This window comes from Pseudomonas sp. I2 (genome assembly GCF_040984075.1).
Lineage (GTDB): Bacteria > Pseudomonadota > Gammaproteobacteria > Pseudomonadales > Pseudomonadaceae > Aquipseudomonas > Aquipseudomonas guariconensis_B.
Genome location: NZ_JBCGFQ010000026.1, coordinates 60,144 through 79,125 on the forward strand (window position 1 = coordinate 60,144; position 18,982 = coordinate 79,125).

The 18,982-nt window shown below is 64.7% G+C and carries 18 protein-coding genes; 6 read left to right on the forward strand and 12 right to left on the reverse strand.

Features of this window, described 5'->3' with window-relative positions; genetic code table 11:
* From WCE05_RS15100 to miaB, 4 genes are all read right to left on the reverse strand, one after another.
* Positions 1–840: an HlyC/CorC family transporter gene (locus WCE05_RS15100; protein WP_225788684.1), complete on the reverse strand. Its 840-nt coding sequence runs from the start codon at positions 838–840 to the stop codon at positions 1–3.
* Positions 841–845: 5 nt separating this feature from the next.
* Positions 846–1,334 carry an rRNA maturation RNase YbeY gene (gene ybeY, locus WCE05_RS15105; protein WP_225788683.1) on the reverse strand — a complete coding sequence of 163 codons (489 nt, stop codon included), beginning with the start codon at positions 1,332–1,334 and terminating at the stop codon, positions 846–848.
* Positions 1,327–2,325, reverse strand: a complete 999-nt coding sequence (locus WCE05_RS15110; protein ID WP_225788682.1) for a PhoH family protein — start codon at positions 2,323–2,325, stop codon at positions 1,327–1,329. The genes ybeY and WCE05_RS15110 overlap by 8 nt, the downstream gene beginning before the upstream one ends.
* 240 nt (positions 2,326–2,565) lie before the next feature.
* A complete protein-coding gene (gene miaB, locus WCE05_RS15115; RefSeq protein WP_225788681.1) occupies positions 2,566–3,894 on the reverse strand; it encodes a tRNA (N6-isopentenyl adenosine(37)-C2)-methylthiotransferase MiaB in 1,329 nt (442 codons plus the stop codon).
* A gap of 122 nt (positions 3,895–4,016) precedes the next feature.
* Here miaB and WCE05_RS15120 point away from each other — a divergent pair, with 122 nt between their 5' ends.
* Positions 4,017–4,343, forward strand: a complete 327-nt coding sequence (locus WCE05_RS15120) for a DUF1820 family protein (RefSeq protein ID WP_225788680.1) — start codon at positions 4,017–4,019, stop codon at positions 4,341–4,343.
* A gap of 9 nt (positions 4,344–4,352) precedes the next feature.
* Here WCE05_RS15120 and WCE05_RS15125 read toward each other — a convergent pair whose 3' ends face one another.
* From WCE05_RS15125 to WCE05_RS15140, 4 genes are all read right to left on the reverse strand, one after another.
* Entirely contained in the window at positions 4,353–4,901 is a 549-nt protein-coding gene (locus WCE05_RS15125) for a tetratricopeptide repeat protein (protein WP_368816128.1), read from the reverse strand.
* Between the two features lie 195 nt (positions 4,902–5,096).
* Positions 5,097–6,380, reverse strand: a complete 1,284-nt coding sequence (hemL, locus tag WCE05_RS15130) for a glutamate-1-semialdehyde 2,1-aminomutase (RefSeq protein WP_225788678.1) — start codon at positions 6,378–6,380, stop codon at positions 5,097–5,099.
* Between the two features lie 16 nt (positions 6,381–6,396).
* Positions 6,397–7,020 carry a thiamine phosphate synthase gene (gene thiE, locus WCE05_RS15135; protein ID WP_368816129.1) on the reverse strand — a complete coding sequence of 208 codons (624 nt, stop codon included), beginning with the start codon at positions 7,018–7,020 and terminating at the stop codon, positions 6,397–6,399.
* A 22-nt stretch (positions 7,021–7,042) separates the two neighbouring features.
* Complete coding sequence (locus WCE05_RS15140) at positions 7,043–7,840, reverse strand: hydroxymethylpyrimidine/phosphomethylpyrimidine kinase (RefSeq protein WP_225788676.1); 798 nt, start codon at positions 7,838–7,840, stop codon at positions 7,043–7,045.
* A 265-nt stretch (positions 7,841–8,105) separates the two neighbouring features.
* Here WCE05_RS15140 and WCE05_RS15145 point away from each other — a divergent pair, with 265 nt between their 5' ends.
* From WCE05_RS15145 to WCE05_RS15160, 4 genes are all read left to right on the forward strand, one after another.
* Positions 8,106–10,097: a 7TM diverse intracellular signaling domain-containing protein gene (locus WCE05_RS15145; protein WP_368816130.1), complete on the forward strand. Its 1,992-nt coding sequence runs from the start codon at positions 8,106–8,108 to the stop codon at positions 10,095–10,097.
* A gap of 117 nt (positions 10,098–10,214) precedes the next feature.
* The gene (locus WCE05_RS15150) at positions 10,215–11,867 is read left to right on the forward strand and encodes an acyl-CoA dehydrogenase family protein (RefSeq protein ID WP_225788674.1); all 1,653 of its coding nucleotides are present in this window, start codon (positions 10,215–10,217) and stop codon (positions 11,865–11,867) included.
* 123 nt (positions 11,868–11,990) lie between these two features.
* Positions 11,991–13,454: an AMP nucleosidase gene (gene amn / locus WCE05_RS15155; RefSeq protein WP_225788673.1), complete on the forward strand. Its 1,464-nt coding sequence runs from the start codon at positions 11,991–11,993 to the stop codon at positions 13,452–13,454.
* 6 nt (positions 13,455–13,460) lie between these two features.
* On the forward strand, positions 13,461–14,090 hold the full coding sequence (locus WCE05_RS15160) for a pseudouridine synthase (protein WP_368816131.1): 630 nt from the start codon (positions 13,461–13,463) through the stop codon (positions 14,088–14,090).
* A 50-nt stretch (positions 14,091–14,140) separates the two neighbouring features.
* Here WCE05_RS15160 and WCE05_RS15165 read toward each other — a convergent pair whose 3' ends face one another.
* The 4 genes from WCE05_RS15165 to WCE05_RS15180 all read right to left on the reverse strand — a co-directional run bounded on the left by WCE05_RS15165 (position 14,141) and on the right by WCE05_RS15180 (position 16,536).
* The gene (locus WCE05_RS15165; RefSeq protein ID WP_023378567.1) at positions 14,141–14,344 is read right to left on the reverse strand and encodes a DUF2788 domain-containing protein; all 204 of its coding nucleotides are present in this window, start codon (positions 14,342–14,344) and stop codon (positions 14,141–14,143) included.
* 53 nt (positions 14,345–14,397) lie between these two features.
* Positions 14,398–14,874 (reverse strand): Lrp/AsnC family transcriptional regulator, encoded by a 477-nt coding sequence (locus WCE05_RS15170; protein ID WP_194792105.1) that lies wholly within the window; start codon positions 14,872–14,874, stop codon positions 14,398–14,400.
* 353 nt (positions 14,875–15,227) lie between these two features.
* Positions 15,228–16,097, reverse strand: coding sequence for a cation diffusion facilitator family transporter (locus WCE05_RS15175; protein ID WP_225788671.1), 870 nt, complete (start codon positions 16,095–16,097; stop codon positions 15,228–15,230).
* Positions 16,098–16,116: 19 nt separating this feature from the next.
* Complete coding sequence (locus WCE05_RS15180; RefSeq protein ID WP_225788670.1) at positions 16,117–16,536, reverse strand: polyribonucleotide nucleotidyltransferase; 420 nt, start codon at positions 16,534–16,536, stop codon at positions 16,117–16,119.
* An 870-nt stretch (positions 16,537–17,406) separates the two neighbouring features.
* Between WCE05_RS15180 and WCE05_RS15185 the strand changes: the two genes are divergently transcribed.
* Positions 17,407–18,982 (forward strand): Ig-like domain-containing protein (locus tag WCE05_RS15185; RefSeq protein ID WP_368816132.1); only part of this gene is annotated, 1,576 nt, incomplete at its 3' end.

Below are 18,982 nucleotides of genomic sequence, written 5' to 3' on the forward strand. Positions count from 1 at the left end.
TTAACGGGTGATCGGAGTCAAACGCAGCAAGTGTATCCGCCGGCTGTCGGCGTTGAGAATACGGAACTTGTACGAACCGATCTCGGTGGTCTCGTTGCGCTTGGGCAGGTGGCCGAAGGCGCTCATCACCAGGCCGCCGACCGTGTCGAACTCGTCGTCGGAGAACTCGCTGTCGAAGAACTCGTTGAAGTTCTCGATCGGGGTCAGGGCCTTGACCAGGAAATCACCGCTGGGCAGTGGCTTGATGTAGCTGTCTTCCTCGACGTCGTGCTCGTCCTCGATGTCGCCGACGATCTGCTCCAGCACGTCCTCGATGGTCACCAGGCCCGCCACGCCGCCGTATTCGTCGATGACCACGGCCATGTGGTTGTGGTTGGCGCGAAACTCGCGCAGCAGCACGTTCAGGCGCTTGGACTCGGGCACGAAGGTGGCCGGGCGGAGCAGGTCCTTGATGTTGAAGCTGTCGCCGTTCTCCTTGAGGATCAGCGGCAACAGGTCCTTGGCCAGGAGGATCCCGAGCACATCGTCGTGGCTCTCGCCGATCACCGGGTAGCGCGAGTGCGCGGCGTCGATCACCGCCGGCAGGAATTCGCGTGGCGATTGGCTGGCCTTGATGCTGATCATTTGCGAGCGCGGCACCATGATGTCGCGCACCTGCAGGTCGGCGACCTGGATGGCGCCTTCGACGATGGTCAGCGCCTCGCTGTCGAGCAGCTTGTTCTGATGGGCTTCGCGCAGCAGCTCGAGGAGCTCCTGGCGGTTCTTCGGCTCATGGGCAAAAGCCTGGGTCAGTTTACCCAGCCAGGACTTCTGCCCGTTGCTCGATCGGTCTTCGCTCATGGCGGTTACTCGTGATCCTTGCAGATATCGGTAGGAGTGACTTCGTCATCGGCGTACGGGTCCGGGTGACCCAGTTCCGCCAGCAATGTTCGTTCCAGCGCTTCCATTTCCTCGGCCTCGTCGTCCTCGATGTGGTCGTAGCCGAGCAGGTGCAGGCAACCGTGGATGACCAGGTGCGCCCAGTGCGCCTCGAGGGCCTTGCCCTGTTCGGCAGCCTCGCGTTCGACCACCGGTACGCAGATGACCAGGTCACCCAGCAGGGGAATGTCGAGCAGCTCGTCGGGGACGTCGGCGGGGAACGACAGCACGTTGGTCGCGTAGTCCTTGTGCCGGTAGGTGTGGTTCAGCTCGCGGCCCTCGGCCTCGTCGACCAGGCGGATGGTCATTTCCGAGTCGGCGCTGCGCTGGCGCAGCGCCAGCTCGCACCAGCGACGGAAAGCGGCGTCATCGGGGGCAGCGGCGTCCGTGGCCCGTTGCAGGTCGAGTTCAAGCATCGCTGGCGGGTGCCTCGGGCTTGGCCTGGCGGGCGTCGAAGCGGTCGTAGGCCTCGACGATGCGTTGCACCAGCGGGTGACGGACCACGTCCTTGGGCTGGAAGTGGGTGAAGCTGATGCCCGGTACGTCCTTGAGCACCTCGATCACATGGGCCAGGCCCGACTTGGTGCCGCGCGGCAGGTCGACCTGGGTGATGTCGCCGGTGATCACCGCGGTCGAGCCGAAGCCGATGCGGGTGAGGAACATCTTCATCTGCTCGAGCGTGGTGTTCTGGCTCTCGTCGAGGATGATGAAGCTGTTGTTCAGGGTGCGGCCGCGCATGTAGGCCAGCGGGGCGATCTCGATCACCTGGCGCTCGATCAGCTTGGCCACGTGCTCGAAGCCGAGCATCTCGTAGAGCGCGTCGTAGAGCGGACGCAGGTACGGGTCGATCTTCTGGGCCAGGTCGCCGGGCAGGAAGCCCAGCTTCTCGCCGGCCTCGACCGCCGGGCGCACCAGCAGGATACGCCGTACCTGTTCGCGCTCCAGGGCATCGACGGCGCAAGCCACGGCCAGGTAGGTCTTGCCGGTACCGGCCGGGCCGATGCCGAAGTTGATGTCGTTGGCCAGGATTTCCTTGACGTAGCGTTGCTGGTTGACGCCGCGCGGGCGGATGTTGCCCTTGCGCGTGCGCAGCGACACGCTGACTTCGTTGACGGCCGGGTTGTCGATGTTTTCCACGGTCGATTCCTGCAGGTACAGGTGGACCGTTTCCGGCGACAGCTCGCTGCCTTTGGTCTCGCGGTAGAGACGGCGCAGCAGTTGTTCCGCGGCAGAGGTGGTCTTGGGGTCGCCGATCAGTTCGAATTGGTTGCCGCGGTTGCGGATCTCGATGGCCAGGCGTTGTTCGATCAGGCGCAGGTGCTCGTCGAACTGGCCGCACAGGTTGGCGAAACGGTGGGCCTCGAAGGGTTCGAGGATGAAGCGATGGGGTTGTATGGGTGCGTTCAAGGTCGTTTTTAGCCGCTCGACGGCAATGGGTGTGAACTCAAGAATAACCCTTGAATGCCAGTGGCGAAAGCACTGAAACGATCAAGGGTCGTTGCCGGGGGCGTGGCCCGGGGGCGCTTCGTGGCCCATCGCCAGCAAGCCGGCTTACCATTGAGACCGAGCCGCTCTCGAGATCGGCGCAGAACCCTGTGGGAGCCGGCTTGTCGGCGATGGGCTGCAAAGCAACCCCCCAGGCGCGAATCAATGAATCAGCGCCCCGATCAGCGAGTGCGGGCGGGCTTCCTCGATGCGCACGTCCACCAGTTGGCCGATCAGCAGGGGATTATCGCTGCGGAAGTTGACGATTCGGTTGTTCTCGGTGCGCCCCTGCAACTGCCCCGGGTCGCGCTTGGAGAAGTCAGTGACCAGGATGCGCTGGACACTGCCCACCATGCGCCGGCTGATCTCGAAGCCCTGCTGGTCGATGCGGTGCTGCAGCAACTGCAGGCGCTGCTTCTTCACCTCTTCCGGCGTGTCGTCCGGCAGGTCGGCGGCCGGTGTGCCTGGGCGCGGGCTGTAGACGAAGGAGTAGGAGAAGTCGAAACCGACCTCGGCGACCAGCTTCATGGTCTGCTCGAAGTCCTTTTCGGTCTCGCCGGGGAAGCCGACGATGAAGTCGGAGCTGATGCAGATGTCCGGTACCGCGGCCTTGAGCTTGCGCAGCTTGGACTTGTACTCGAGGATCGTGTGGTTGCGCTTCATGGCTGCCAGCACCCGATCGGAGCCGGCCTGCACCGGCAGGTGCAGGTGCTTGACCAACTGCGGCACTTCGGCGTGCGCCTGGATCAGGCTGTCGGAGAATTCCAGCGGGTGCGAGGTGGTGTAGCGGATCCGCTCGATGCCATCGACCGCCGCCACCGTGCGGATCAGCTCGGCGAGGTCGGCCAGGCGGCCGTCGTGGGTCTGGCCGCGGTAGCCGTTGACGTTCTGTCCCAGCAGGGTGATCTCGCGCACGCCGTTCTCGGCCAGGTGGATGACTTCGGCCAGTACGTCGTCGAACGGCCGGCTGACCTCGGTGCCACGGGTGTAGGGCACCACGCAGAAGGTGCAGTACTTGCTGCAGCCTTCCATGACCGAGACGAAGGCGGTCGGGCCGTCGATGCGCGGCTCGGGCAGGTGGTCGAACTTCTCGATCTCCGGGAACGACACGTCGACCTGCGGCTGGCGGGTGCTGCGCGCGGCGTCGATCATTTCCGGCAAGCGGTGCAGGGTCTGCGGGCCGAAGACCACGTCGACATAGGGCGCGCGCTTGCGGATCGCCTCGCCCTCCTGGCTGGCCACGCAACCGCCGACGGCGATGACCATCTCCGGGTTGCGGTCCTTCAGCTCGCGCCAGCGGCCCAGCTTGGAATACACCCGGTCCTGGGCGCGCTCGCGGATCGAGCAGGTGTTGAGCAGGATGACATCGGCATCCTCGGCGTGCTCGGTGACCTCAAGGGCCTGGTGTTCGCCCAGCAGGTCGACCATGCGCGAGCTGTCGTACTCGTTCATCTGGCAACCGTGGGTTTCTATGTAGAGCTTCCGGGTCATGGCGAATCATCTGCTGCTGGTGCTGTGGACCGCGCATTATAAAGGTGGATCCCTGCACTTCCTAGGGTCGGCGGTCTGCTATGATGCGGCCCTTTTTATCCAACCATGTCAATCCGTCGATCATGAGCAAACGCGAACCTGCTATCTACAAAGTGATCTTCCTGAATCAGGGCCAGGTGTTCGAGATGTACGCCAAGCAGATCTACCAGAGCGACCTGTGGGGCTTTCTCGAGATCGAGGAGTTCGTCTTCGGCGAACGCACCCAAGTGGTGGTCGACCCCAGCGAGGAAAAGCTCAAGGCCCAGTTCGAGGGCGTGATCCGCAGCTTCGTGCCGATGCATTCGATCGTGCGCATCGACGAGGTGGAGCGCCTGGGTACGGCGAAAATCAGCGAGGCCAAGGGCGGCGGCAACGTGATGCCGTTCCCCATGCCGATGCCGGAGAAGTGAGGCGGCCCCTCAGGGCAGGGGGGAGAAGGGCGTGCGGCCTTCGGCGTTCTGCAGTTCGAGCAGGTAGCGACGGAAGATCTGGCCGAGTACCTGGGTGGCGTGCTCCAGTTCGTCGCGGGGCATCTGCTCGGTGACTTCGTCGGCCAGGTCCAGGGCCTCCTCGTCGCCATTGACCGCCGCCATCTTCAGCAGGATATAGGCTTGGACATTGTTGGCGGGGACCCCTTCGCCACGGAAGAACATGGCGCCCAGGCGGTACTGGGCCTGGGCATGGCCTTGCAGCGAGGCTTTCTCGAACCAGTTGAGCGCCTTGTTCAGGTCCCGGGGCGCCTGGGTGCTGTAGTAGAACTCGCCCAGTTCGTATTGCGCCTGGGCATCCCCCGACTCCGCCGTCTGCTCGCAGGCCTTCAGGGCGTTCTCCAGGTCCTCTGGCTGGGTATTGAGGGTGCAGCGCCCCGTTGCCGGAATGAGCAACGAGTTGCCGCCCTCCGCCAGGGCCAGCAGGGGTTGGAGAAGCAGCAGGCAGCCCAGGGTCAGGGCGCGGCCGGTGCGGTTCATGGGGATCGACTTACCTCTGCAAAGCTGCGGCCAATGTCTCTGGTGGCACATTATGGGATAAGCAGCGCCAACCTTACAAAGTTTTACTCGATTTTCTACACAGGGTGCGTCGCTGTGGCGCAAACCTCGACAGTGTGACGGTGTTCACATTGTCTGTAGGAGCGGGCAATCCGCTCCTACAGATGCTCATACACCTTATTTCAAGGCAGCGAAGGCGCGCTCGGCGGCGTCCAGGGTGATCTTCAGCTCGGCCTCGCCGTGTGCGATGGAGGTGAAGCCGGCCTCGAACGCGCTCGGGGCCAGGTACACGCCACCGTCGAGCATCAGGTGGAAGAAGCGCTTGAAGCGTTCCACGTCGCTGGCCATCACATCGTCGAAGGTGACGATGTCGTCGGCACCGCTGAAGTACAGGCCGAACATGGCGCCGGCCTGGGTGGTGACGAACGGGATACCGGCAGCATCGGCACGTTGCTGCAGGCCGTCGAGCATGCGGCTAGTGAAGGCGCTCAGCTCATCGTGGAAGCCCGGGCGGCTGATCAGCTTGAGGGTGGTCAGGCCAGCGGCCATGGCCAGCGGGTTGCCCGACAGTGTGCCGGCCTGGTAGACCGGGCCGAGCGGGGCGATGCATTCCATGATTTCGCGCTTGCCACCGAAGCAGCCGACCGGCATGCCGCCACCGACGATCTTGCCGAAGGTCGACAGGTCTGGCTTGATGCCGTAATGGCCCTGGGCACCGCCGAGGGATACGCGAAAGCCAGTCATCACTTCGTCGAAGATCAGCACCACGCCGTGCTTGTCGCACTGCTCGCGCAGGCCTTCGAGGAAGCCTGGGGCCGGTGGTACGCAGTTCATGTTGCCAGCCACCGGCTCGACGATGATGCAGGCGACGGTCTGGCCGACCTCGGCGAGGGTCTTCTCGACCGCGGTGATGTCGTTGAACGGCAGGGTCAGGGTGTGCTTGGCGAAGTCAGCCGGCACGCCGGCCGAGCTCGGTACGCCCTGGGTCAGCAGGCCAGAGCCGGCCTTGACCAGCAGGCTGTCGGAGTGGCCGTGGTAGCAGCCTTCGAACTTGATGATCGCGTCGCGGCCGGTGTAGCCGCGGGCCAGGCGGATGGCGCTCATGGTCGCCTCGGTGCCGGAGCTGACCATGCGCACCATCTCCATGGACGGCACGATCGAGCAGACCAGGTCGGCCATCTCGGTTTCCATGGCGGTCGGTGCGCCGTACGACAGGCCGTGCTCCAGTTGCTTGCGCACCGAGTCCAGCACGTCCGGGTGGCTGTGGCCGAGGATCATCGGGCCCCAGGAGCCGACGTAGTCGACGTAGCGCTTGTCGTCTTCGTCGATGACGTAGGCACCCTCGGCGTGCTTGAAGAACAACGGCGTGCCGCCGACGCTGCGGAAGGCGCGGACCGGCGAGTTCACGCCGCCTGGGATGTGCTTCTGGGCTTGGGCGAACAGGGATTCGGAACGGGACATGGGGTTTTCTCTCGAATCAGGAAGCGAACAGGGCGTTGAAGGCGCGGGCGCGGCGGGTGACTTCCTGCGCGCTGTCGGCACCGAACAGGCCATGGATCACCGCCAGCAGGTCGGCACCTTGGGCGACCAGCGGGGCGGCATTGTCGAGGGTGATGCCGCCGATCACGGCGATCGGCAGCTTAACGCGGGCGCGGGCCTGGCCCAGCAGATCGAGGCTGGCGGCCGGTGCGCCGGGCTTGGTCACGGAATTGAAGAAGCGGCCGAAGGCCACGTAGCTGGCACCCTCGGCGGCGGCCTGCTCGGCCAGCTCGAGCTGGGCGTGGCAGGTGGAGCCGATGATCGCGTGGCGCCCGAGCAGCGCACGGGCTGGGGTCAGCGGGCCGTCGGTCTGGCCCAGGTGCACGCCGACGCCCAGGCGTGCGGCCAGTTCGGCGTCGTCATTGATGATCAGGGCGGTGCCGTAGCGCTCGCAGAGCTTCAGCAGCGCCTCAGCCTCGCGCAGGCGGCGCGCCGCATCGTCGCTCTTGTCGCGGTACTGCAACAGGCATACGCCGCCTTCCAGGGCGGCCTCGACATGGGACAGGAAGCGACCGGCGAGCAACTGGCTGTCGGTGATCGCGTACAAACCGCGTAACTTCATCTGAAAGCCTCGCATGCAGGGATCAGGAGCAGAAGTCCAGGGGCAGCCGGCGCGGCACGAACTGGCCCTTGCCCAGCTGCTCGGCGTCGCGCAGGGTGCGCCAGGTGTAGTCCAGGGCGCTGCGCACGGCGCTTTGCAACTGCTCGCCGAGCGCCAGGCGGCCGGCCAGGGCGCTGGCCAGGGTGCAGCCCGAGCCGTGGTAGCTGCCCGGCAGGCGCTGGCAGGTCCAGGTGTCGCGCCGGCCGTCACGGGTATAGAGGCGATTGTGGATTTCCTCTTCTTCGCCGTGACCGCCGGTAATCAACAGATGCCTGCAGAACGGCAGAAGTTTCTCCGCACATTCGTCGGCCGTGCCTTCGGGCAGCTCGGCGAGGATGCGCGCCTCCGGCAGGTTCGGTGTGGCGATGGTGGCCAGCGGCAGCAGACGTTCACGCAGGGCATAGCCGACCTCGTCCTTGCCCAGGCGGCCACCGCCGCCGGCACGCAGAACCGGATCGCAGACCAACGGCAGGTGCGGGTGGGCAGCCAGCAGCTCGGCGACGGTATCGACCATCTCGGTCGAGCCGAGCATGCCGAGCTTGACCGCTGCCACGTTGGAGTCGGCCAGCACGGCATTGGCCTGGGCCAGCACCCACTCGCGGTCGAGCACGCGGAAGTCGGAAACATTGACGGTATCCTGGACGGTCAGGGCGGTCACCGCGGGTGCGGCGTGACAGCCTTGGGCGATCAGGGCTTCGATATCTGCCTGCAGGCCGGCACCGCCACTGGGGTCGTGGCCGGAGAGACAGAGGACAACGGGGCGGGAGCTGTAGGTATTCATGGTCGGCGAGCTTACCACCAAACCTGTTTGGGCGGATTGCCTGGCGAGTGGGGTCGGCTGATCGATCGGTCGGCTTTCGTCTTTGTGTGCCTCTGTAAGCATTGATTTAGAGGGCTTCTTCTAAATTTTTAGATGGCTGCTGGCCATGTCGAAAAGCTATGCTAGAGTGCTCGGATAACTCGATGAACGGGCTTTGTCGGAACTCGTCGTCTCAAAGGGATGGGAGGCCACCGCGACGCGACCGGACACGCCATGCTGGGGCTGTATGCGCTATTTGCTGATTGTGCTTCTGGGCTGCTTGCCTGTGTTCGCCGGGGCGGTCGATTTCGACAATGCCACCCGGCACCTTCCATTGGGCAAGGCCATGCAGGTCTACGAAGACCGCGACGCCAGCGCCAGCATCGCCCAGGTCAGCTCGCCAGCCTTCGCCAGCCGCTTCCGCCTGCACCATGAGGAGGTGCTCAACGCCGGGTATTCGACCTCGGTGTTCTGGTTGAAGATCGACCTGCGCAACGTCGCGCCGCCCACTGCCGCGCCGCGCCAGTGGCTGCTCGAGCTGGCCTATCCGCCGCTGGATCACGTGGAGCTGTACCTGCCGGACGGCCAAGGTGGCTACCACTTGGCGCAGCGCACCGGCGACGCCTTGCCCTACGCCAGCCGGCAGATCCGCCAGAACAACTACCTGTTCGAGCTGCCCTTGCCCCCAGGCCAGGCGACCACCGCCTACCTGCGCCTGCAAAGCCAGGGATCGATCCAGGCTCCAGTGGCACTCTGGTCGGCCGAGGCCTACCTGGAGGACCAGCCCGCCCGCCTGTACGTGCTGGGCATGATCTACGGCGTGCTGCTGGTGATGCTGGTGTACAACCTGTTCATCTATGTCAGCGTGCGCGATGTCAGTTACCTCTACTACATCCTCTACATCGCCTCGTTCGGGCTTTACCAGGTCTCGGTCAATGGTGCCGGCGTCGCCTACTTCTGGCCGGACAGCCCCTGGTGGGCCAATGCCGCGACGCCGCTGTTCATCGGTGCCGCTGGCCTGTTCGGCTGCCAGTTCGCCCGGCATTTCCTGCAGATGGGCACGCTCAGCCGCGGCTTCGATCGCCTGCTGCAGGGGCTGATGGCCGGTGGCGCGCTGGTCATGCTGCTGGCGGTGAGCATGCGCTACGGCATCGCCCTGCGCATGGCCACGGTGCTGGCCCTGCTGTTCACCATCAGCATCTTCAGTGCCGGGCTCTACGCATGGTGGCGTGGTCTGCGGGTGGCGCGCTGGTTCATCATCGCCTGGACCGCGTTCCTGCTGGGCGGCCTGGTCAACACCCTGATGGTGCTCGGCTACCTGCCGAATGTGTTCCTGACCATGTATGCCAGCCAGATCGGCTCCGCGCTGGAGGTGGCGCTGTTGTCGCTGGCCCTGGCCGACCGTATCAACAGCCTGCGCGAGGAGCAGGCCCAGACCCTGCGTGACACCGGCCGTGCCCTGGAGCAGCTCAACCAGCAGCTGGCCCGCAGCAACCAGCTCAAGGACGAATTCCTCGCCACCGTGACCCACGAGCTGCGCACGCCGATGAATGGCGTGATCGGCTCGCTGGAGCTGATGCACACCCTGCCGATGAGTGCCGAGCAGGCTCAGTACCATCGTACGGCCAGCGGTTCGGCCCAGGACATGATGGCCATGGTCGACGACATCCTCATCCTCACCGAGCTGCAGGCTGGCCGCCTGCGTGCCCAGGCGGCGCCGTTCGGCCTGCGCCGGCAGCTTCAGGAGCTGCGTGCGGGCTTCGCCGGGCGGGCCCTGGGCAAAGGGCTGTACCTGAGCCTGGATATTCCGGCCGACCTGCCGGACGAACTGATCGGGGATGCGCAGAAGCTGCTGCGCTGCCTGGCCTGCCTGGTGGACAACGGCCTGAAGTTCACCCACCAGGGCGGTGTCACGGTCCAGGTCCGTGGTCGGCGCCTGGGGCCGGACAGCCTGGCCCTGACCTTCACCGTCAGTGACAGCGGCATCGGCTTCGACGACCTGGACCAGGCGACCCTCTACCAGCGTTTCTTCCAGGTCGATGGTTCCATGAGCCGCCGTTACGGGGGGCTGGGCATCGGGCTGTCGATCTGCCGGCAACTGGGGGAACTGATCGGCGCCCGGCTGTCCCATGAGTCGACCCCCGGCCTGGGCAGCCGTTTCGACCTGACCCTGACCCTTGCCGTGGCCCAGGTACAGTTGCCGCCCAGCCGGGCTGCGTCGGGGATGAAGCGTTTCTAGCGTCCTATCGCCCTCGGCCGGCAAATGACCCCCAGTTAGTCATTTATGTCACTTTGACTGGCCGGGCAGGGATGCTTCACTGGGGTTTCCAGGCATGACCGGATCCAGGAGCCCACGATGAACCTGCACCAGTTCGCTGAAACCCACGAAGTCACCAACCAGCCGCCTGCCCTCGATGGCGCCAACCTGTACCGCCTCGACCAGCCGCTGCAGGAGTGGTCACGGCGCTTCGGGGCCGGCTGGGCCGAGTCGCGGATCGACGCTTACGGTGCCCTGGCCGGCGGCCCCTTGATGGCGGCGGGCTTCCTGGCCAATGCGCACAAGCCTGAGTTCAGCAGCCATGACCGCTATGGCCACCGTATCGACCTGGTGGAGTTCCACCCGGCCTACCATGAACTGATGCGCACGGCGGTCGAGCACGGCCTGCCGTCGTTGCCCTGGGCCGAGCCGCGACCAGGCGCACACGTGGCACGGGCTTCGATGACCTACCTGCACAGCCAGGCCGAGGCCGGCACCGGCTGCCCGCTGACCATGACCTTCGCTGCGGTGCCGGCCCTGCGGCTGCAACCGGAGCTGGCCGAGTACTGGCTGCCCAAGGTGCTGGCCCGCGAATACGACCCGCGCAATGTCGGCGACCGACACAAGGCCGGCGTGACCCTCGGCATGGCCATGACCGAGAAGCAAGGCGGCACCGATGTGCGTGCCAACACCACCCGCGCCTATCCGGTCGGCACCCCAGGGCCCGGCCAGGCCTATGAACTGGTCGGTCACAAGTGGTTCTGCTCGGCGCCGATGTGCGACGCCTTCCTCACCCTGGCCCAGACCGACAAGGGCCTGAGCTGCTTCCTGCTGCCACGCCATCGCCCCGACGACAGCCGCAACCAGTTCTACATCCAGCGCCTGAAGAACAAGCTCGGCAACTGCTCCAATGCGTCCAGCGAGGTGGAGTTCCGCGGTGCCTTGGCCTGGATGGTCGGCGAGGAAGGGCGGGGCGTGCCGACCATCATCGAGATGGTGGCCATGACCCGCTTCGACTGCATGGTCGGCTCCAGCGCCCTGATGCGCCAGGCCCTGACCCAGGCCGCGCACCATTGCGCCCACCGCAAGGTCGGCGGCCGTGTGCTGGCCGAGCAGCCGCTGATGCAGAACGTGATCGCCGACCTGGCCCTGGAAAGCGAGGCGGCGCTGGCCTTGAGCCTGCGCATGGGCCAGGCCCTGGACCAGCTGGACGATCCGCAGCAGGCGCACTTCGCCCGCCTGGTGACGGCCGTGGGCAAGTACTGGATCTGCAAGCGTGCCCCGGGGATGATCAACGAGGCCGCCGAATGCCTGGGCGGTGCCGGTTACGTCGAGGAGAGCATCCTGCCGCGGTTGTATCGCGAGGCGCCGGTGAACTCCACCTGGGAAGGCTCGGGCAACGTGCAATGCCTGGACGTGCTGCGCGCCTTGTCCAAGGAGCCTGGCGTGCTCGACGCCTTGTTCGCCGAGCTTGGCGACGGCCATGGCGACCCGCGCCTGGCGGCGCATATCGGCAACCTCAAGGGCGCCTTCGCCGACACCGGTGATATCCAATACCGCGCCCGCCAGCTGACCGAGGACATTGCCCTGGCCCTGCAGGCCAAGCTGTTGCTGGAGGCGGGCAACGCGGTGGTCAGCGATGCCTTCATCGGTAGCCGTCTGGCGGGGGGCGGCAGGGTCTATGGCGCGCTGCCGCGAGGTGTCGACGTCGAGGCGCTGGTGGCCCGGGCGACGCCTGCCTGGCCGCTCTGAGACGCCCCGTCGCTGGCAGGCTGGCTCCCCCGCGAAGAGGGCAACGCCGCTCCATGGGGATGTATTTGCCTTCGAACGCAGGCAAGATGGAGCCATGCATGCCCAGAAGACAGGAAGCCCAGCGTGAGCCAAGCGTTTGTAGTCGTTGATACCCCTGAACAGGCCGTCGACCGTCTGGCGGCCTTGCATGAACAGGCTACCGGGGCCCTCAGCCAGGCCCTCAAGCGCTACCTGAAGGACCGCACCGAGCCGGACGACGACCAGCGCGCGCTGTTTCGCTACCCGGCCCTGCGCCTGACCTACTACAGCCAGGGCGAGGTCGCCGCCACCACCCGGGCCTATGCCAAGGTCCAGGTGGCCGGCACCTACAGCGTCACCATCACCCAGCCGGCGGCCTTCCGTGGCTATCTGCTGGAGCAACTGCGGCCGCTGATGCACGACTACACCGTGACCCTCGAAGTCGGTGTCAGCGAGCAGAACATCCCTTACCCCTACGTGGTCGACCAGGGCGACGAGCTGGCCGGCAGCGGCATCACCGCCGCGGAGCTGGCGCGGGTCTTCCCCAGCACCGACCTGTCGGCGGCCACCGACAACATCGCCGATGGCCTGTACGACTGGGGCAGCGCCGAAACCCTGCCGCTGGCGCTGTTCGACGCCGCCCGCGTAGACTTCTCCCTGCGTCGCCTGGTGCACTACACCGGCAGCGACTGGCGCCATGTGCAGCCCTGGATCCTGCTGACCAACTACCACCGCTACGTCGACCAGTTCATCGGCCATGGCCTGGAGCAACTGCGCGACGATCCGCGCTTCGTGCGCATGGTGCTGCCGGGCAACGTGGTGATCGAGAAGGGCATGGACGATGGCGAGACCCAGGCCCTGGTGGCCAGCGTGGTCTGGCACCGCTACCAGATGCCGGCCTACCACCTGATCGCCGCGGATGGCGATGGGGTTACCCTGGTCAACATCGGGGTCGGCCCGTCCAACGCCAAGAACATCACCGACCACTTGGCCGTGCTGCGCCCGCACTGCTGGCTGATGATCGGCCACTGCGGCGGCCTGCGCCAGTCGCAGACCATCGGCGACTACGTGCTGGCCCACGCCTACATGCGCCGTGATGGCATCCTCGACCGGGTGGTGCCGCCGAACATCCCCATCCCGGCGCTGGCCGAAGTGCAGCTGGCGCTGCAGGAGGCGGCGGCGCAGGTCACCGGCGAACGTGGCGAGCAATTGAAGAAGCGCCTGCGCACCGGCACCGTGCTGACCTACGATGACCGCAACTGGGAACTGCGCTGGGCCCAGGAGCGGCCGCTGATCAACCTGTCCCGTGCCGTGGCGGTGGACATGGAAAGCGGCACCATCGCTGCCCAGGGTTATCGCCTGCGTGTGCCATATGGCACCTTGCTGTGCGTCTCGGACAAGCCGTTGCACAGCGAGATCAAGCTGCCCGGTTCGGCCAATGCCTTCTACAACCGCGCCGTCAGCCAGCACCTGAAGATTGGCATCGCCGCCCTCGACCTGCTGCGTACCGAGCTCAATTCGCTGCACTCGCGTAAACTGCGCAGCTTCGACGAGCCGCCGTTCCGCTGAGGATCCATGTCCCTGCCACCCCGTTCCAAGCCACGCCGCCCCCCGGTGCGGCCTGCCGGTCCAAGGCGCCAACCCAAGGCGCCACCGGCCGAGCCCCGCCTGATCCTGTTCAACAAGCCGTTCGACGTGCTGACCCAGTTCAGCGACGGCGAAGGGCGCGCCACGCTCAAGGACTACATCGATATCCCGGGTGTCTACCCGGCCGGGCGCCTGGATCGCGACAGCGAAGGCCTGTTGCTGCTGACCAATGACGGCCGCCTGCAGGCGCGCATCGCCGACCCGAAGCACAAACTGGCGAAAACCTACTGGGTACAGGTGGAAGGCGAGCCTAGCGAAGAGCAGCTACAGCGCCTGCGTGACGGTGTCGAACTCAATGACGGGCCGACCCTGCCAGCCGAGGCGCGTCGCCTGGACGAGCCTGACTTGTGGCCGCGCAACCCGCCGGTGCGGTTTCGCAAGAGCGTGCCGACCCATTGGCTGGAACTGGTGATCCATGAGGGGCGTAACCGCCAGGTGCGGCGCATGACGGCGGCGGTAGGGTTGCCCACCTTGCGCCTGGTGCGGGTGCGGATTGGCGACTGGACGATCGAGGGGCTGGAGCAGGGCTGCTGGCGCGAAGTCTCGCCGAAGGTTTGAGACGGAGGTAAGCCCCAAAGCACCGCTTGATGTGCATCGGCGCAAAGCCGCTAGACCCCTTCCAGGAACCCCACCACCACGCTCTTGATGATGAAGGCGAGCACGCCCAGGCCCAGGACGAAGAACAGGATCAGGGTGCCGAAACGGCCCGCCTTGGACTTCTTCGCCAGGTCCCAGACGATGAAGCCCATGAAGCCGATCAACACGGTGACGAGGACGATCATCATCCATTCTTCGAATACTGCAGGATCCATCGGTGTTCTCCAGGCAGGCTGAGCGCCCGATCATACACCGGGCGCCGGGGCGGTCAACGCAGGTGGGTCAGGGGCAGCTCGGTGCTGGCCAGGACTTGGTTGAGGACGAAGCTCGAGCGCACGCTGGTGACGCCCTCGATGCGGGTCAGGCTGCCTAGCAGCAGTTTCTGGTAGTGGTCCATGTCCGGCACCACCACCTTGAGCTGGTAGTCGGCATCCATACCGGTGACCAGGCTGCACTCCAGAACCTGGGGCAGGCTGCGGATGGCCGCCTCGAAAGCCTCGAAGCGCTCGGGAGTGTGTCGGTCCATGCCGATCAGCACGTAGGCCGTGAGGCTCAGGCCGAGTTTCTTGCGATCCAGCAGCGCCACCTGGCGCGAGATGTAGCCGTCGTCTTCCAGTTGCTTGACCCGCCGCGAGCAAGGGGAGGGGGACAGGCCGATGCGTTCGGCCAGTTCCTGGTTGGAGATACGCGCATCGCGCTGCAATTCGGCGAGGATGCTCAGGTCATAGCGGTCGAGCTTGCTCATGGAGGGGACCTTTTCTGTTCGGATTGCTGAGGATTATCGATCCAGGGTGAAAAATTGCGCAAGTGCTATTTATCAGAGCAATATTCGCAATCCTCTGCTGCGGTGCTTCCCGTATCTTTATCCACAGAATCACTGCCCGGACTTCAGTCCACGGCGACAGGCCCCAGGAGGGCCGTCGCGGCCAGGCCATCCAACAGGACCCGCCAGGCCCCCGGGCTACGCACCGTCCAGAAGACGGCGTGAGGTGAGCCGGCGCCACAAGTGCCGAGCACGGACGACAATTCCCAGAGGGAGGCCAATGGCCTCCCTTTTTTCATGGGCGCGAGCTTGGCGTCATGGGCTGCGCGATTGCATCAAACTGGATCGGCATGCACCAACACATCCGCCCTCGGATAACGCTGGCGGATCGCTTGCGACGCCTGCTCGCACAGCTCATGGGCCTCATGCAGCGGCAACTCGCCAGGCAGCTCCAAGTGCAACTGGACGAACCAGTGGCTACCCGACACCCGCGTGCGCAAGTCGTGGGCGCCCCTGACCCCGGGGATGGCGCATGCCAGCTCGAGCATGCGCTCGCCGATGTCGGCCGGCAGCTCCTTGTCCATCAGGATCGCTGTGCTCTCGCGGGCGATCTGGGTGGCGCTCCAGAGGATGTAGAAGGCAATCCCCAGGCCGAACACGGCATCCAGCTGCGGCCAGCCGAAGCGAGCCAGCAGCAGGGCCAGCAGGATGCTGCCGTTGAGCAGCAGGTCGGAGCGGTAGTGCAGCGAGTCGGCGCGCACCGCCGTGGAACCGGTGGCGCGGATGACCTTGCGCTGGAAGGCCAGCAGGGCCAGGGTCAGGACCAGCGAGAGTAACATCACGCCGATGCCGGTGGCTGTGTCGCCCAACGGCTGCGGCGACTGCAGGCGCTCGACCGCCTGCACCCCGACCAGGACCGCGCTGACCCCGACGAACAGCGCCTGCGCCATGCCGGCCAGGGCCTCGGCCTTGCCATGGCCGAAGCGGTGGTCGTCGTCCGCCGGGCGCAAGGCATAGTGCACGGCGAGCAGGTTGAGGAAGGAGGCCACGGCGTCCAGCGCCGAGTCGGTCAGGCCCGCCAGCAGGCTGACCGAGCCGCTCAGCCACCAGGCCACTGCCTTGCTCAGCACCAGGATGCCGGCCACCGCGAGCGAAGCACGGGTGGCCAGGCGCAGCAGGTGTCGATGTTCGGCGGGTTGGGTCATGCCGCGGGTGTCGTCCTTGTCAGGCGGCCGGTACCAGGCCGTAGGCGGCCAGTTGCTCGACGCTGCCGCGGTGCTGGATCAGCCGCGGGTCGTTCAGCGGCAGGCGCTGGCCCAGTTCGCTTTCGAGAATAGCCTGCAGCCTGGTGTTGTCGACCCGGCCGTCGGCGTCGATGGCGGGCTTGAGCTTGGCAGGGTCGACTTGGGCGGTGTGGCCCCCGGGGTAGTAGATGGCGCCCGTGGCGAAGTCGATGCCGAAGGCGATCAGGCCGGGAATGACATAGAAAAGAATACCGATGGCGTCCATGGCGGCGACAACAGGGTCGATCTTGCCTTCGATCTGACCGCGACGGTCTGGGTAGAACAAGGTGCCGCAGGCCGTCAGCTGGATCAGCAAGGTGGCGATGAGTGCGCCACCGATGACGCGGGAATGGATGCGCATTTGAATCTCCGAAAAGTAACCACGAAGGGGCAGGCCAAAACGCCTGCGCCTGCTACTAGGACCATGGCAGGGCAGGCCCGGTTCGCCGTTATACGCGGGCGATGGTTCCAGGGCCATCATGATTTCATTACCAATCGATGCCGTTCTGCCTGCCCTTGGCGGCTCTCGGACACGGCGAGGCTGTGCACCTGCAAAGAGCGGAAACATCAGCTCAGCTGAGAAATCTTTTTTAGTAACGACACACGAATGGCGTTGGCATGTACTGGGGGGCAAGTGTGCGGGTAGGTCTACCTGGATATTATTTTATGATAATGAAATTGTCACCCAGTAGTCGCAGGTTCTAATTGTCTGCTCATCAATGTTTAACTGGGTTTTACATTGTTTTTGTGCGGGTATTGACAAGTTGAACTTTTTCTTTGACGCCGGTTTTTTGATTGCTAGTATCCCCGCAAGCGACCCGTTATTTAGTGTGCTTGAGAAGTCCGATCGCGACGGGTTTACGCTGACCTCTTGCACCTTTTACAAGTGTGCTCGGGACGCTTGGAGAAAGGGCGCGAACCCCGATGACGGGTAACAGACAGGGAGTCTCTAAGGTGATCAGGTCCCTCTGCGAACGCAGGTTCTATTGTCTCACCCCCATGCAGCATGTCGTTGCAATTCCCTTATGCAATTCAAACTCAACGCTTACTGGGCGCGTGAAATATCACGTGCCCAGTGAGCGCTCGGGTGTGGGCTAGGTCCAGCCTCTGGACTGAATCTTTTTATATAACTTTCGCTCATTCGAATGCCCAGTCGCCTTTTAAGCGGCTGCGCACGCGTTCGGGTTGCTTTGTTATGGGATTGACTAGCTGAAGCAAAGACAGGTGTGCGATGAATAATATTGTAATTGTCGACAAGGCGACGGGGGCGGCGACCGAACATGCGTTCGGTAACGTCGCCCTGAACGGAACCAGTATTGTAAAAGTGCCCATTAGCCCGAGTAGCATCCAGTCGATGCAACAGTCGGGCACGAACCTGGTCATCACGCTCAAGTCCGGTGGCACGGTCACGGTCCAGAATTTCTTTGTGGCCAGTGGCGAGGCCAACCAGTTGGTACTGGAAGAGGCCGATGGGACCCTGCTCCTGGGAAGTTACTCTTCACCGTACTCCGGTTTTACCTTTAGCGAGATCGGCGCCCTTGATGATCTGACCGCTGCCGCGACGCCGGACTGGGTGACCTGGGGGTTGAGTCTGCTGGGGGTTGGCGGCCTTGCCTCGATGTTCTTCCTCAATGGTAGCGGAAGCAGTAGCGGCAGCGGCGGCGGCGGTGATGCCAGTTCGACTACACCGGATGCGCCTACCGACCTTGCTTTCAATAGTGCCGGAACGGTACTGAGCGGCAGGGGCAAGCCGGGTTTGACTGTGACGGTCAAGGACGCGAATGGGCAAGTCATCGCCACAGGGATCGTGGGCTCGGATGGCAACTTCCACGTCAACCTGAATACCCCGCAAACCAATGGCGAAACAGTCGAAGTCACCCTCACTGACGCTGCTGGCAATGTGTCCCCTCCCAGCACGATCACCGCAGACGACACCACGGCCCCCAATGCGCCGACAGATTTAGCCGTCAGTGCCGATGGCACCACCGTCAGCGGCAAGGGCGAACCCAATACCACCGTCACCATCAAGGATGCCGATGGCAAGGTGATCGGTACCGGTACCGTAGGTCCCGATGGCACCTTCGAAGTTGTGCTGAATTCCCCCCAGGTCAACGAAGAAACCCTCACGGTGACGTTGACCGATGCTGCAGGAAATATCTCGGCCCCAGTCGAAGTAACTGCACCAGATATTGATGACACGGACGCTGACGCTGACGCTGACGCTGACGCCGATGCCGATGCTGATGCTGATGCCGATGCCGATGCCGATGCCGATGCCGATGCCGATGCCGATGCCGATGCGGATGCTGATGCCGATGCCGATGCGGATGCCGACGCCGACGCTGATGCTGACGCGGATGCTGATGCTGATGCTGACGCGGATGCTGACGCGGATGCTGACGCGGATGCTGACGCCGACGCGGATGCCGATGCCGACGCCGACGCCGACGCCGACGCCGACGCCGATGCTGATGCTGATGCTGATGCTGATGCCGATGCCGATGCCGATGCCGATGCGGATGCTGATGCCGATGCCGATGCCGATGCCGATGCCGATGCCGATGCCGATGCCGATGCGGATGCGGATGCCGACGCCGACGCTGATGCTGACGCGGATGCTGATGCTGATGCTGATGCTGACGCTGACGCGGATGCTGACGCGGATGCTGACGCCGACGCGGATGCCGATGCCGACGCCGACGCCGACGCCGACGCCGATGCTGACGCCGATGCTGATGCTGATGCTGATGCTGATGCTGATGCTGATGCTGATGCGGATGCGGATGCGGATGCGGATGCGGATGCGG